The 17,157-nt window shown below is 48.6% G+C and carries 1 protein-coding gene (only partly in view); it reads right to left on the bottom strand.

The window, feature by feature from the left end:
• Window positions 1-17,157 carry part of the coding region annotated (locus BV405_RS17735; RefSeq protein ID WP_086482148.1) for a hypothetical protein on the bottom strand (this coding region is incomplete at both ends). The annotated region extends 19,496 nt beyond the left edge of the window, so 17,157 of the 36,653 annotated nt are shown.

Raw genomic sequence — 17,157 nt, 5'->3', positions numbered from 1 at the left:
GGGATTTAGCACGAATGATAAGCTCCCCTGAACCACGAACACGGTTATCACCGGAAGCAAAATCGATATCATCAGCCAATAGCCTGATTGCGCCACCACCGACAGTCTGAATAACACCAGATTCCAAAGTCAGAAGGCTTTCTCGAACAGCTAGTTCAAGGTCAATAATACCGGCTGCAGAATAAAGACCTCCTTGTGCCCCGCGGTTACCTGACAGAATATTCAGACTGTCCTGCTCGCGAACAATGATATCCGCGGCGGAACCTGTTCCTGTATTAACATAAGTGAAACGGTCCAGTTGGGTATTGAGCACCCCCTCCAAACCAACAGAGCGGATATTGAAATACCCCATCGGAGCATCCAGCGTAGCACGGGATACATCAAGAAGACCGCTGGAAGTCAGTTTCAGGCCAGCAGCCCCCCAGGTATAACCAGAATCACTTACCAGGCGCGTTTTGTTTGCAGTATCAGTTACTTCCAATGTTTCAACTGCATCATCCAGAGTAATCAGGCGATCTTTATAGCTGAAGGCATAGTTTTCCAGTTTCAGCGCTTCTGTCGATGCAAAACTCTGCAGAACAATACGGTCATCACCAGACCCACCCTTAATATCCAGAGATCCGGCTAAATCTACGTAAACCGTATTATTACCTGCCATAAGATCAAGCGTAGTCTTTGCAGAGTCCGCAACGGTAATCACATCATCACCGCTTCCAGCTACGATAGTGTTTTTACCTGACCCCATATTAATGGTGGCTGCACCTACACCACCCCGATACTTATCGTTACCCTCACCTCCGAAGTACTGAATGCCTGATACATCACCGCCGATAAAGCTATCATTACCAGCACCACCCTGAATAACACTACCCTTACGGCCGCCCAGAATAACAAAGGTGTCATTGCCTGCACCGCCATCAAAGTCGAGCAGGGCATCAACGCCACTACCTACAAAAATGGTGTCATTGCCTTTCCCACCATAGGCAACAATCTTGTTAACACCGCTATGGGTTTTGCTTTCTCCAAGAGCAGAAACAATAACACTGCCCTCAGTCTCAGCAGCTTCAATCCGGAAGGATTCATGGTAGATATCGCCATAAAGCTTACCGCCGGAATCCCTGTAACGGTCAATCTGGTCACCCATGTGCAGGTAAAGTACATCACCCACCTGATGACTAATCACCGGAGGCTGGCCCCAACTCCAGCTGTAGCCAGCAGATATACTAACGCCCGCGACTGTGACTTTAGCGTCCAGGGACGCACTGGCTGCTGTAAGCTCAATAGCACCACTGAAGCCAGCAAGAGTCTCATTAATTTCAAACAGCCCCATATCCAGATGAACATCCAGAGAACCATATACACTGGCTGCAAATAGACGATCACTGAAAGTCATCGACATACCAGCGCTGAGCTTCAGCACTTTCATATCGACGCTCATGTCAACGGCACCTTTGATTTCAAACTGTCCATTGGAGCGCATATAGCCGCTGACATCAACGGTCAGTGCACCAAAGAAGTCCAGGCTGGCTTTGTCGATACGAATCTCAAAGACATCATCCGTCAGACTCATTCCACCTTTAAAATCGATATCAAAGGCAAGAATTTTGATAGCGCCATCTAATTCAAGATTGAACGGAGTACTGCCCTTGATCACATCTCCCTGTAAAGTGGTGTAATCCTGAGAGCCGGTATTAATCTCCAGAACAGCACCGGCATTAATGCCGATAGCTGCAATACCCAGCTCAACGGTTGTTTCTGCGCGTAGTGCAAATACAGATTCACCATCCTGCTCAAAAATTGCCGCCGCGCCAGAAACTTCGAGCTCTCCGAAGGCCCCAAGATCCAGAGTCATATCAAGTGCGGTCTGGATGCCGGTTTCATCGATCAGCATATCCATGCGACCGCTCAGGGTCAGCGCATTTGCCACTGAAATTTCAGCAGAACCTGCTAACTTCAGAGTGGTTTCAGCCAGTTCAATATTTTCATACTGACCAGGCAACACATTGCCGTCTTGATCAAGCTTAAGGGCACGAACAGTTTGAGTGGCTGTTGTAGTGTTGATTTGCAGCAACGCATAGGCATCAATGCTAAAGACACCGCCATCCAGAATCGTTGATCCGCCAGGTTGGCCAACCTGAAGACTTCCATAAACCCCTGCATTCAGGCCTGTTGCAACACCGAGGCTCCCCTGAACAGAAAGCGGCTCAAGTACAGGTAGATCCAAAGTCATATCAAGATTCAGTTCAGTACGGCTTTCACTGAAGAGTACGGAGAAACCTCCATCCATATTCAGTGCACCACCAAGAAGCTCCAGACCACCAGTGCCTTCAAGCGACATGTAGAATGCAGCCGGATCATCCTTCATCGGAGGAATATTTGAGATTGTTACCTGTGAGTCATCATTAGGATTACGGAATTCCTCTGGAATCTCGTAAACAACCTCCTGGCCGGTGGAGTTGAGAAGAAGAGTCATCTCATCTACGGAAAGCTCAGCAACGGAACCAATACCGATACTGGCAGATTCCAGCTGGACCTTAGACGCTATGCCACGCTGATTAATCACGAGCAAAGCTTGCGCTCGCTCAACACTAAGCCCAAAACCGTCCGGGCCAATCTGAGCGGAGGCATCAATGTAAAGGTTAAATTCTTCGTCTGTCAGTTTAAGTTCGAATACACCGTCCAACTGCATGAGACCAAACAGATCAAAGTCTGCTTCACCCTGCACACGCACAATACGCTCACTGGAGGTTAGAATGACAGGAGCTGCGCTATCACCAGTGTCAACACGGTAACCAGCCAGCACAGGTCCATCTGCAGATTCCTGATAGGTCGACTTGCTGTAATCCACTACAGCAACGCCAGCACCAATCGTCTGGTTTAATTCAAGCTCAACCTGTCGGAAATCAGCCGTGATGCCATCAACACCTACAAACCCGGCAGAAGTAAGATCTAATTGAGTCGCAAAGTATGTTGCTGCCGTTGTCGGATTGGTATCCAACATCACTACCGAGCCAACTGAAAGATCTTCAACAGCAACGCCAACGGCTGAGCTGTTAATCGAACTACCATCTATACGCCCTGTTGATGAGTTCTCCTCCCAGTAGCCTCCAACACCAACAAAGCCATAGACATTACTCATGCCGATAGCCAATGAGGTTACTGTTCGTTCCTCATTATTCGTCAGAGTTACAGTTTCACTGCCACGCTTAGTAAAGGCCATTGAGCCAGCAACCTGCATTAGGCCAGCAAGTTCGCCTTGGAAGTACTCCACTTTTGCTTGAATAATTTCATCACCAAAATCTAGATACACGGGTGCATCATCATTACCGGTATCAACTTTCATCCCCTGCTCAGACCAGTGAGCAGTGGTATTCAGCATATTGGTGAAATCAACATGAGGCATCGGTAAAAAGAGTGCCGCTGTTGGAGGAATAAGTGCCGTTGAACTTGTGTTGATATTGATTTCAACACCTTCAACTCTCGCATTGAGAATATCACCCAAACCAACTAAAGCAGCGGACTCAACCGTGGCTTTACCCGCGATGTAGGTTGGCATTTTTGACTTAACATTTTCAGGAATGCTCAAGCCCGCAAAGCCGGAAGCTCTCATCAAAGCCATACCAAAGGTCGCATTTTCGAGAGCCAGACCAACGCCGTCATCTGCTCCGCCAACGCCTGCAAAACCAGATAAGTTATAGCCCCCAATCGTCATAACATCGAGGTCATGAATTAGGGTTTCTGGTACTCCGAAGTCAGCTAACGCACCTGAATCGACTGCAACCAGCTCATACGTTGTGCCTTTTGAGAAAGCCAATGAACCTTCAAGCTGCAGGAAGCCAGCTGCATTGATATGAGCATGTTCAACACGTGCCGCGATATCAATACGGTTGTCGTAGTCGATTACAACATCATCGCCAAGAGTGGACATCACAAGGCCGCCCTCTCCATAGCTCCGCTGGAAATCAATCCAAGGCGTTTGGGACGGATTCGCTTTGCTGGTTCCAGAGTTCATACCGACACTGATGCCAGACAGCGTCGCTTCCAGTACACCATCAAGCCCCACCAGACCTGCCTCTTCCAGGTCGAGCTTCAGTGTATTGATGCTGTATTCATTATTTCGGAAGTTAACAAAAGCCATATTGACGTTTCGTGCATACAAGCCAACTGCACTGGCATCTCCTTCCCCAAAATAAGGAGTGCCAACACCAATAAAGGCATTCATTTCTGTGCCAACAAAAGAGATAAAGTCCATGGCAACAGGAGTGCCACCAAGGAAAAAGTCCCCGGTTCCACCCAGATAAAGCGAATTAGAGGAGCCTACAGAGAAGGCTATATCACCTTCTAAGTGGACAAAGCTCTCAACCGAAAGAAGAGCGCCCTGGAGTGAAATCTGGGAAAGCGCACCTTTGGAACCATCGATGTCCAAAGTTACTGAGTCACCAGTACCACCAATGCTTCCTTCAAACTGACCGTAACTACCACCTAACCCAGTTGGAACAACAAGGTTTTTAGCCGCATAATCAATAACACGTCCCTGACTATCAGCAGTGTTCACCTGGAATACAGCTTTTTCTGCTGAGATATCAAGCAGGGGCATACCTACAAGGCCGATGTACTGAGTTTCCCCCTGTAAACTGATCCAATACTCCTGACTGAATGGGCTGAAAACGATAGCAAAAGCAAAATTCAGATCATCAATTTTCAGACCTGTATCATCGATCCCTGCAAAAATATCTATGTCGGTATATGCGAAGGTAAAGTACGAAACTTCCTCGATACTGCCATCACTCAAGACCAGAGTGTCAAACTCCAGTTTCAGCTCCATAGCCTTGTCAGAAGCTTTTGCCAAACCTAATAAGTCGACATCAAAATTCGCCGAGAATGTGAATACACTGCCGACATTAGGAGCCATAACGCCAGGGTTAAAGTTCAGATCCAGATCACCAAAGGTCAGCGCCTGTGCATCCAAATCCAGACCGACCATGTCTTGCGCTATTTTGTAGTAGGAAAAATCAAGGTTAGTGGCATCAAGCTTAAGCTCATCAACGCCTTTAAATGAGAAAAGGTCTACCTGTCCCTGAAGAGCGGTCCACTGACGATTCTTGTTGGTACGATCTGTAAGAATCGCAAATCCCAGATCAACACCTGAAGCCTCAAAGCCAAATGCGTCTGCTGTACCGCCATCAAAACCAACAAATGCCCACAGGTCCTCACCGGTAAACATAAGATTAGAAACCTGAGCCTGGCTTCCATCGCTCAGCTGCACTGTCTGGAAAGTTTTCTCGAAAGCAAAATAACCTTGAATGCTCATTACATTGAGCAGGTTAAGTTCAAGATCACCCTGGACATTGAGTGTCTCACCGGACATAGAAACAGTAACGGCAGGAGTATCACTTGTGCCCAGGCCTTCACCACCGATGCTGGCACCAAAACCTTCTGTAATGGTCAGGGGCTGGTTGCTGTAATCAATTGCTCGCCCGTCAGCGGAAGTAGTGTTAATAGCAACCTGAAGCTCTTCAGCTTTAACAGTAAACAGATCCGAGCCAACAAAGCCCACTTGGCTGGATTCCGCCTGCAGTGTCAGCCAGTACTGGTGAAAATCCCCTAGGTTAATTGCCAATGCAAACCCTAATGTTGCATCGTCAATGGCAAAACCAACACCATTGTCACCTGCAAAAAGATCAATACCGCTCTTTGCAAAAGTCAGCATCGCAACCGAGGTTTCTGATCCATCATCCAAAGTCACGGTCTGGAAAGCCTGACTAACGCCAATTTCGTAGCTGATGTCGATAAAGTCAAAAGCTGACAGACTTAGTACGCCATGGATATCAAAGGACAACTGAGAACCAAATCTGAGATCCAGATCAGCGTCAGTCATGCTGGCCTGAATATCAGGTCCAAGATTAAAGATTACATCCAGATCATTAGAGTACGCGGTCAGGTTCGTACCATTGCGGCCAAAAGCAATATCACCACTTATCTCTACGATGCCAAATAAGTTAGCCTGCATATTTGTCAGGCCAAAGTATCTTGCCTCTTGGAATAAGCCTTCCTCAAATCGATAATTGATATCACCTACGGTAATTGCTGTCCCTTGGGCAATATTCGGATTATTTGTGCTGTATCGAAGCGCAACAGCATCAGCTGTGATGTTGTCTAAACCTTCGATGGCAATGTCCAGGGCACCATTTTTCAATTCAAAGCCAATGCCACCAGAGTTGCTGACCATACCTATGTCAGCATCAGTGACTTTTACATATGCGGCAGAGCCAGCACTGATAGAGGCCTCTACGCGATTACCAACGGCATAGAAACCATCGCCTTGTTTGGCAAAGGCAAAATCGCCTTCGAGGGTCACAAAATCTTCCAGACTCGCACGGAAGCCTTTAACACCGAAAGCAATTGTGTCGGCTTTAATTCCCTGCTCAAAGGTATAGCTAACACCACCGACAGTCAGGCTGCGCCCTGCAGATACAGTTGTCTGGGTGTTTGTGTATTGCACAATGACGGAATCGAACGGCAACAGATTGAAGCCCGCGATTTCAGCAACCAGTTCACCGCCGGTCAATTCAACTGCAAGCTGACTGGAAGAAAGAATAAAGCCGAAACGGGCCTGACTTAGACTGAACTTACCAGCACCATCTGCACCGAAGCTTGCTGCTACGTTATCGCCAACAGCAATAATGTCATTACCCGTTTTACTGAATCCCATATCGCCGGAAAGACTTACGAAATCAGCGATATCGGCATTGAAGCCCTTCACAGCAAGAGATACGGTGTTTGCAGCAATTGCCCCACTAAACGCATAATTGATAGAGCCGATATTTAGCTCTGTACCTTCGGCGACCGATGTACCGGCATTGGTGTACTGAACGAAAACCTGCTCAGCAGTAATATTCGCAAAACCTTCGATACCAGCTGCAAAACGACCGTCTGAAAGTTCAAAAGCAGTCTTGCCTGAACCTGTCATCAAACCAAAGCGGGCCTGTTCCACACGTACAAATGCAGCAGTGCTAACAGCCATACCAGCACTGAGATTATTACCGATTGCAACGATATCATTGCCCGCTTTGCTAAAGCCCAGATCGCCTTCGAGAGTAACGAAGTCTGAAACACTTGCACTAAAGCCCTTAAGGCCAAAAGCCACGGTATTAGCCGCAATGGCCTGACCAAAGGTATACTCCAAAGAGCCCACACCGACCTTTGTTCCAGCACTCACAGACGTTTTAGCATTCGTGTATTGGACAATAACTTCCTGAGCAGAAATGCCGCCAAGCCCGTCAATTCCTGCAGACAAAGCACCACGGGTAAACTCGAAAGCTGTTTTACCACTGCCTGCTATGAGGCCGAAAGCAGCATCATCAAGGCGGAGATACGCACTTCCTGCTGTAAGAGAAGCATCCATATTCTCACCAACAGCAATAATGTCACTGCCCTGTCTCTTAAAGCCCAGATCCCCTTCCAAGGTTACAAAGTCAGCAACACCTGCACTGAAACCACGAACAGCTACACCCGCCGTATCCGCAGCAATAGTATTAGTGAATACATAGCTATCATCGAAGATGGTGAGAGTAGTACCTGCTGCAACCTCAGTTGAAGCATTGGTGTACTGAACCATAACCTCATCTGCTGCAATTCCGCTCAGTCCGTCAATCTCTGCTGCAAATGCACCATCCCGAACCTCTATAGCCAATTGCCCATTTGAGTCACTTATCAGACCAAAGCTAGCCCCAGAAACCCCTACATAAGCTGCATCAACACCAAGACGAGCATCAATATTATGTCCCAAGGCATAGAACTGCTGAGTCTCGCCCTGGTCTGCTGTACTAAAGGCAAATGAACCCGATATGCCGACAAAATCAGCAATGTTTATTGTCAGATCGCCTCGCGCTTCAGCAAGTTCACCCCGTTGCCCATCCAAAGAGAAATGCTGCTCAGACTCAGGCCCTGTACGAATGGTTAGATCTGTTGCATTCTCAGAGTAATCAACCACCAAAGTGCGTTCAGGCAAGGCTTCTTTAATGTGAGTAAAACCATCTACCGTTAGTTCAAAACCAGCAGAAACACTCTTCTGCTGAAGAGACATAACAACTGGCGCAACATCGACGCCTTCCCACTCACCAACAAAGCTCAGCTGAAGTTCAGTTCCGTTAAAGAAAAGCACCTGTGCTTTCTTGCCAGATAACCCACTTAGGGCCGCATCAATCGCTGCCTGAACCTCTGCTTCAGTCATGGAAGTCGATAAGAGCGCTGTACGGTAATTCTGCTCCGAGTCAGTAAAAGTCAGATCAAAGGTTTGTTCTTTGTCTTCACTTTGGATACTTAAAGTCTGGATTTCAGACTGTTTAAGAACACCCTGAACCAGATTGATAGGACGTACACTGCCCAGCTCGAGATCAGTAAAATGACTGGTAATATCAGAAATATTTAAAGTGGCAAGGTCATTCAGATAACGCAATTCAAACGCAGCACTCTGATCGCTACTTCGAGCCGAGTTGTAAACAACTTCAACATTACCAACCCCAACATTTGACATACCTTCCAGTGCATTCTGGATACGGTAGGCAAGAAGAGTGTTATCCGAGGTGTATTCGATGGCCGAGGAATGGATGCCATCCATAGAAATGGTGAAACTGCCAGTGGTCTCAGGCTCAATAACGGTCAGATCTTTCAGTGTTAATGCTTCAACCTGCTGACCGGCAAGACTACCAGCAAAATTGATTTCAAACAGACTGCCATCAAAGGTGGAAACCTCGACACTACCAACACCTGTTAAAGCGGTATTCAGAGCCACAGCAATAGCGGCTGCATCGGCCTGAAGCGCAATAGCATCCGTTTCATAAGTCTGGCCATTATGACTCAGACTCAGTACATAGCTACCCTCAGCATCAGAGTCCACATCCACTATCAGTTTCTGAGCGGCATTAACAACGGACTGTCCCTGCAAAACAGTTTCCATTGCTAGCTGCGCATTATGGAGATTACTTATATTTGCGGTAACAGAGGTAACATCGCTTGCAGCCAAGGTACCTGTAAAAGACAGATCAAATACACGCTCAGAGCCGCCACTTTGGGCACTATTAAAGTTAACGGCTATGTCACCGGAACCAATATTTGACAGACCGTTAAGCGCACTCTCAATACGTTTTGCCTGGATAGAACTGTCATTACTGTATTCGATAGGCCCAGTCGACTGGCCTGCATAGCTCAAAGTAAAGCTACCACTTGGTGTATTAGAAGCCGGATACAAGTTGACACTTAGCTTGGGTAGATCTACCCCCTGATATTCACCAGTAAACTCGATAAGGTATTGATTATCCTGTTCGCTAACCTGGACAGCTCCGGAACCAAGCACAGCATTTAGCGCAGCTGCAACAGTTGAGACATCGGCACCAAAGTTAATATTGCCTGTGATAAGAGATTCGCCTTCAACATTCAGGTTGATGTTGAAATGACCATTACCTTGGAACTCGACCTTAAGCAGCTGAACTTCGTTCTGGCCAGCGCTGCTGCCAGAAAGTTGTTTATAGCTAAAGGCTCCTTTTTCACTACGCATACCAATTTTTCGGATATCCATTCCCGAAAGTGTACCGCCAAGCTCAATCAGATAACGGTTACCGGAACCCGTATAAGTTGAATCCAGGGTCACCAGAATATTGTCGGTCACGACAACACCACCGGTATAATCCTTCAGCAGCTTGGCATAGGCGGTTTTCAGCTCTGAAATTGTTTTTGAAGTATCTTCAGCATAGTTATGGTTATAAGTCACCGGCAGCACTGGCTTATCGGTGAAAAACAGTTTAAAGCCCTGGAAACCGAATTTCTTGTTAAAGGTCACCGCATAACCGGTATTCTGAGCAATCCCAGAACCATCCTGTACTGCAGTTACCGTCGCCGTAGCAGAAGAGACAACACCTGTTGACCCGGTAATAGTTAGTCGCTGAAGCTCATCAACACCCGCTGCAGCATCTTGACCAGCAATAACCTCAACATCTGCTTTTGGCGGGTCAACTCGATCACGAATGATGGTTAAGAGTTTGGTTTCATTCTGTCCGGCATAGGACTCTGAAGCAGTGGTATTTGTTACATTTGCTTCTGCAACCTGAGCTGCAACAGAGAAGCTTCCAATCTCTGCTGAGGATTTACCCTCCAGCGCTCCCAGAAACTCAATCACAAAACCGTTGTAACGGTTACCTGAAATGACAAAATTGCCAGCACCAACACCACTGAATTGACCAAATGCACGAGTCAGTGACTCAAGCAATTCCGCATCCGTCGTGGTACTGCCAACTACAACTGACTGTGAAGCTCCGCCATGCTGCAGTGTCAGCTCACCAACAAAATTTGCAGGAATATCCAGCTGATATTGAGTATTGACCTTAGTAATCACCTCAGGCTCAGCAGCCAGACGAACGCCCTTATTCAGACTGAGTTCAAGTTGTTGTACTTCTACCGTTAGGTTCTCAATACCAACAAAACCAGCCAAGCCAGCCGAAGCCTGAAGGCTCGTAAAAGTACGGGAGGTGTTATCACGATCTGTAATCAGTGCAAGCGCAAAGTCTACATCACCTAGCGCGAGGCCAACTCGGTCTTCAGTATGTCCATTAATGCCGGTAAATGCCTGAATATTGCTTCCGCCAATGGTGATCAGGTCAGCAACGGCAATTCGGCTACCATCCGATAGTTGAATCTGATCCTGAGCTGTAGACTTGCTCATTGCAAAACCACCGCTCAGAGATGCGAAACCAAACAGGTCAAGTTCGATATTCCCTGCGGCCTCCAGTAACTCTCCACGGCTACCCGCCATATTCAGGGCAAAACTACTGTCAGTGGCTGTAGTTACTTCAAGCTCAGTCGCACCGACACCAAAATCAACGACAGTATCCTGTACGTTATTAGCTCGGTTAACCGAAATATCAAAATCCGTCGCTGCAGCGGTCAGACCATCAATCCCCTGAAAACTTAGGGAACCAACATTCGCTTGCAGGGAAGTCCAGGAACGACTGCTATCTGCTTTGTCACTCATAAGCGCCAATGCAAACTCGGTATCAGCCAGAGCAAAGCCTATTGCATCGGAGGTACCGCCATTAACACCGGCAAAAGCAGACAGGCCTGAGCCGCCCAAAGTCAGCAGATCTGCAGAAAGGGTCTCGACCTGTCCTTTATCATCCGCGGCCAAGGTAATCTGACTGGTCGATTTTTCAAAGGCAAGATTTCCAGCAACCTGAACAAAGCCAAACAGATTAAGGCTCATATCGCCGGAAGCACGCAGCAGCTCACCATCTGAACCTTCCATATTGATGCTCTGGAAGGTACCGTCACCTGAAAGGACTTCAAGCTGCTCTGCAGAATAATCGATCACAAGATCAGGATTGCCATTGGTACCAGCAATACCTTTGTTGATCTCAACGGCGATATTACTGGCACTCAGGTCGACACCATCAACTCCGGTGAAACCTACTTTTCCGGCAGTTGCACTCAAACTTGTGAACTGACGCTTAGCACCACTACGCTCACTAATCAGCGCTAAACCCAGATCCAGATCATTCATGATCAGCCCAAGCGCATCATCACTACCACCATTCACACCTGCAAAGGCATCTAAACCCGAGGCACCAATGGTCAGCAAATCAGCTTCAATAACAGTAGGGGCTACGGCATCTGCTTCATTTTCTGAATAAACACCATCATTCAGGTAGAAAGATTGCTGACGTTTCTCAATGGCAAAACCACCTGAAACCTGCAGGAAATCGTATAGATTAAGGTCTAACTGGCCGCTTGCACGCAATAGCTCTCCATGCTCACCTAGCATGTCCAGCGTAACCTGATCATCAACGCCTGAACCGGTTTTAACAGTAAGTGCAGTAGCATCTACGGCAAAATCAACAACAGAGTCACCAGCCTTATTAGCCTGGTTGATATCGATTGCCAGCTGGGAACCAGCAATATTCAAACCGTCGACCCCATCCAATGACGCACTTTGAGCTTTGGCTTTCAGGCTTGTCCAGCTTCGGGTCTGATCAACTGAGTCGCTGATCAGAGCCAGACCAAGGTCAACACCCACAAGATTGAGGCCAAGCGCTTCTTCTGTACCTGCATTCAGACCAGCAAAGGCATTTAAATTACTTGCCCCCAGAGTCAACAGCTGGGCATCGTTAATCAGACTACCGTCAGCCAGCTGTACAGATGTCACTGAACGCTGGAATGCCATCATGCCGTTTACCTGCATAAAGCCGAACAGATCCAGATTCATGTTGCCGGATACCATCAGCAATTCACCAAGGCTCGCATCAATATCCAACGCCTGTGTCAAACCTGGTCCTGTCGCAATGCTAAGATCCGTAGCACCTTCGCTATAGTCAACCAGAGAACCATCTTTAGCCGCCCGGTTAATCACTACATCTAAATAACTTGCCGCAACAGTTAATCCCTGAATACCGACAAAACTAGCATTACCGACCTGAGCCTTAAGGCTGGTCCAGCTACGTGCATCAGTCGCAGATTCTTCGCTTAGAATCGCAAGGGCAAGGTTCAGGTCTGATACCTTAAAGCCGATCTCATTGCTGGCTCCGCTATTAGCACCAACAAAGCCACTCACACCAGACGCACCAATACTCAGCAGGGATGCTTCGACACTAGTCTTATCATCAAGGACTACAGTACGACTCGACTTTTCAAAAGCAAAACCACCCGAAACCTGCATAAAGCCATACAGATCCAATGTCAGGTTAGACTCTGCTTTGAGTACTTCCCCCTGTTGCCCATCCAGGTTCAAAGTAATACTGGCAGCTTCACCGTCAGAATTAGGTCCAGTTTTAATAGATAGATTTTGGGCGTAATAGTCCACAACTACGCCATCAGCAGACGCACGGTTAACCGATATGTTCAGATTATTCGCACTGACGGTCAGGCCATCGATCCCATCAAGAGAGATACCACCCGCAGTTCCCTGTAGAGTGGTCCAACGACGCGCTGTTGCGCCCTCATCGACCTGCTCCGCTAAAAGGGCAAGGCCAAAGGCCACATCATTAACGGCAAGGCCTACCTGTGAACTGCTGCCGCCGTTATTACCGACAAATGCACTTAGAGCATTCCCGCCAATGGAAAGCATATCAACGGCGATGCGATCACCATTAGCCAACTGAACAGATTGCTCAGATTTTTCAATTGCAACCTGACCTGACGTCTGCATGAAGCCAAACAAGTCCAATTCAACTTGTCCCGCAACTTGCGTCACTTCTCCCAGCGATCCGTCCAGATCCAGCGCATACTCATAACCCGGCACAACTTCCGCCGTCAGTGCTTTATCACCACTGAAGTCCAGTACGCTCTGATCCATCGTACTGGCACGGTTGACCATCACCTCCAGGTTCTGACCGGCTAATGTAACGCCATCAACTCCTTCCAGACCGGCGTAGTTGGCATTCGCCTGCAACGCTACCCAGTTGCGTTTTTCAGCAACATCCGCCTGTTCAGTAAACAGTCCCAGTACAAAGTCAACTTCCTGTAAAGCCAGTCCGGTCTGATCGCTCTGACCACCGTTCATGCCCGCAAAGGCATTGATACCGCCACCGGCCAGTACCAGCTGATCCACGGCAATGGTTTCACCGGCTGTACTCTGTACCTCACTCAGCGTGCGATCCATCACGAAGATGCCATTCACCTGCACAAAGCCGAACAGATCAACCGTCATATCCGCACCAATGCGGGTGATTGCACCTTCTGAACCGTCCATATCCAGCGTGAACTGACTACCAATACCGGTCTGAACATTCAGGGACTGAACCGCAAAGTCCACAACCAGTTCCGGATTAACCTCACCTACCAGATCCGGCTGAGCAAGGGTTTCACCCTTCTGCTCAACCAACAGTTCGGCATAAGCTTGTTTCGGGCTGATAGCAATGGACAACAGGCCGATATCTTTGCCTGTCAGGGAACCGGCAAAACGGATCTCCCAAACGCCTTCGCTGCGCTCAACAACACTCAGTTCAGCACCTGCAACAGAAGACAGGGCTGCTGTCAAAGCGGCTTTAATCTCACGGCTGCCATCAGTAAAACTCAGGCTCTCCGTGGTGTAATCAACACCATCAAGGTTGAAAGAGAGCTGGTATTCGCCTTCAGCCTCTGTGTCCAGGGTGAACTGCTGAACCTCACTCACCGCCGGAGTTGTTACCGTTTCCGTAGTGGTCTGGGTACCGCCTTTCTGCTGCAGATCCAGTGCAACATCGCCCACAACCGGCGCTACATCAACACGGACGTTAGCGATATCCTGCCCGGCCAGTTCGCCATCAAAGCTGATACGCCATCCGTCAGACGTTTGAGTGACGTTAATCTCTGCCTGACCGAAGTCTGCGCTCAATACACTTTCCAGTGCACTTTTGACGGATGCAGCGTCAGCGCTCAGCGCTAAAGGAGCGGTCTGATAGGCCTTACCTGCGATATCAAAACGGATTTGTAGTGTGGTTTCTGCTGCGGAGCCCAGTGTGATCTCGATCTCTTCAGCGCTTGAGCTGTAAACCGGTGTTACTGTGGTGGTGCTTCCCTCCTGCAACGTGCCCAGGGATACAGTCACTTTCTCGGAAGTAACCAGGGAAATTTGAGGGATATCCTGATAAGCCAGCTTACCCACAAAGTCGATGTAGTAGCCTGGCTCTGCAGACGTCGTGCTCTGGTCAAAGCGGATTTTGACTTTCTTCTTACCCAAGGCCTTATCAAAAGCGGCCTGAAGGGTTTTCACATTTTGGGTAGGGCTTGATGTTGAATAGTCAATGCGATCCGTTGTGATATCACCAATCTGCAGCTGATAGCCCACAGAGGTTTTTGCCAACGCATTAGAGAATGAGATGTACTGACGTTCGCTTTGTTTCACACCTGAGACGGTCGACCCCGTCTGTACAACACTACCCTGCTGCAGAGTACTGACACTGACATTGGTGACGGGTAGAGAGAGTGAAGCTGTCAGGCCAAGAATGTTCTGGTTCGCCAGAGCACCGATAAACTCAATCTGGAAACCATCCGCACGTGTGCCCGTTACCAGCACATTACCCGCGCCGATAGTAGACAGGGATTCCAACTGTGTGGTGATGGCGCTTTTCAGGTCAGTATCTGCACTGTCGCTCAGCTCTAGTTGAGTCTGGTTGCCCGCGTGAGTAAAGGTCAGGGTTCCCTGAGTAGCGTTCAGGTTAAGGGTATATTGTGTATTTTGCTCGTAAGGCGTAACGACTACAGCATCCTGAGCGGCTTCACCTTTGATCAGCTCTGCCGTTTGCGTAACCACTTCCGGGTTAATTGCAGATACGCCAATATCAGAGAAATCACGGCCCGCTAAAGCACCGGTAAAACGCAATTCAAAGCCGTCCGCCAAACTACCGGAGACACGAACATTACCAGCAACCTCAGCTTCAGCTACACCGGCTTCGATCAACAGTTGTTCCAGCTTGGTCTTGATTTCAGACTGCAGGCTGATGGATGAGCGGCCAACAGCCAGAGCAACGAAGGCCTGCTTGGCCATATAGTCGAATACCAGCTCACCGGATGTCAGATCGGTATTCAGTTGAAGCACGGTATCTGTCAGAAGATCCGGTTGGGCAACCGGATCTCCTTGCTGGCTGAGATTACGGTTAATCGCAACATTCAGGCTCTCCGCCTGAACTGTTAGGCCATCAACCCCTACAAACGCCGCAGATGTGACACTGGACTGCAGCCCCATCCATTTACGCTGACTGTTGTTCACATCCGACATCAGAGCCAGTGCCATGTCGGCACCGGTCAGATCGAAGCCAAGCGCATCCGCTGAACCATGGTTCACACCGGCAAAAGCACTCACCTGAGAAGTACCCAGCGTCAGCAGGTCCACATCCAGAGTACGGCCATCGGACAAAGTGACATTCGTGGTGGTTTTCTCGATGGCAAACGCACCGGAAACGACGAAGAAATCGGCCACATTGACATTCAGATTAGCAGCACGCATCGCGGTCAGATCTGCTGTCGTGCCAAAATCAACTGTGCCAACAACACCGGCAAAGTCGATTGTTTGAATGCCAGTTCGGTTATAGAACAGCTCAAAACGACCGCTTAGGGTAACCTCTGTCACCCCTTCCAGGGCAGCATCACCAATCGCATACAGAGCATAACTGCTACGGGTTGCATCCAGCTCAAAAATGCCCATCGCCAGATCCGCATTGCTGACGGATGCACGCAGATCAGCCGTACCCAGATACGCCGATACATTATGGCCAGTCATCATAATGATGCGATTACCGGCTTCAGAGAAAGAACGGCTGAAACTGAAATCACCGGAAAGACCGACAGCACCTTCCAGCTGAGCTCTCAGGCCATACACACTCACAGCAAAGAATGGGGATCCTGCAGTACCTGCAGCCATCGTCAGATCAGACGACAAATCACCAATGGTTAGAGTACGAGGCGTATCAGCATAGTTAATCAGGCTGTTGTTAAACTGCAGGCGAGCGGAATCCGCCCAAACCTGATCCGTGATAAAGCCTGCACCTTCCAGTACCAGGTCACCAGCAACATCCAGTGCCAAGGTAGAGTCTTTTTTCAGCAACAGCGCCAAATCGCCATTGGTTACGCCGGTTGTGAAGCCCGACATACCAAAAAGCGCCAGAATATCGTCACCCAAAATGACAATTTCATCGCCCAGCTTCGAGAAGCCCAGCTCACCACTCAGAGTAAAATAGTCACCCAGGTTCAGATCCAACTGACCGGAAATGGAGAAACCAAGCTTGGTCAGATCCATATCCAATGCCAGACCTTCCATCGAGATAGTTGGGAAGGCAAAGTCCGGCAGATTAATATCGAAAAGGCTCAGCTCGAAATTTGGAAGATCCAGCTGAGGTAATGCCAAGACCAGTTCCGGCAGCGTCAGGTTTGGCCAATCGATGCCCAGATCCGGATAGAAAGCCCCCAGATCACCCAATGCAATGTTCGGCCAGCCAATCGACGGCAGATCGATATTCAGATCAAAACCCGACAGGTTCAGTTTTGGCAGTGCAAAGATCAGATCTGTCAGACCGATATTCGGCCAATCCAGATTCAGCTCCGGATACTGCAGCTTCAGCTCACCCAGTGTCAGGTTCGGCCAATCCAGATCGAGACTACCCAGATGCGCTTGCAGATCTGGCCAGTTCATGGTCG

This window comes from Oceanospirillum sanctuarii, assembly GCF_002150805.1.
GTDB lineage: Bacteria > Pseudomonadota > Gammaproteobacteria > Pseudomonadales > Halomonadaceae > Oceanospirillum > Oceanospirillum sanctuarii.
Note: the sequence above shows the minus strand (reverse complement) of the source record. Positions and strands in the feature narration are given on the sequence as shown.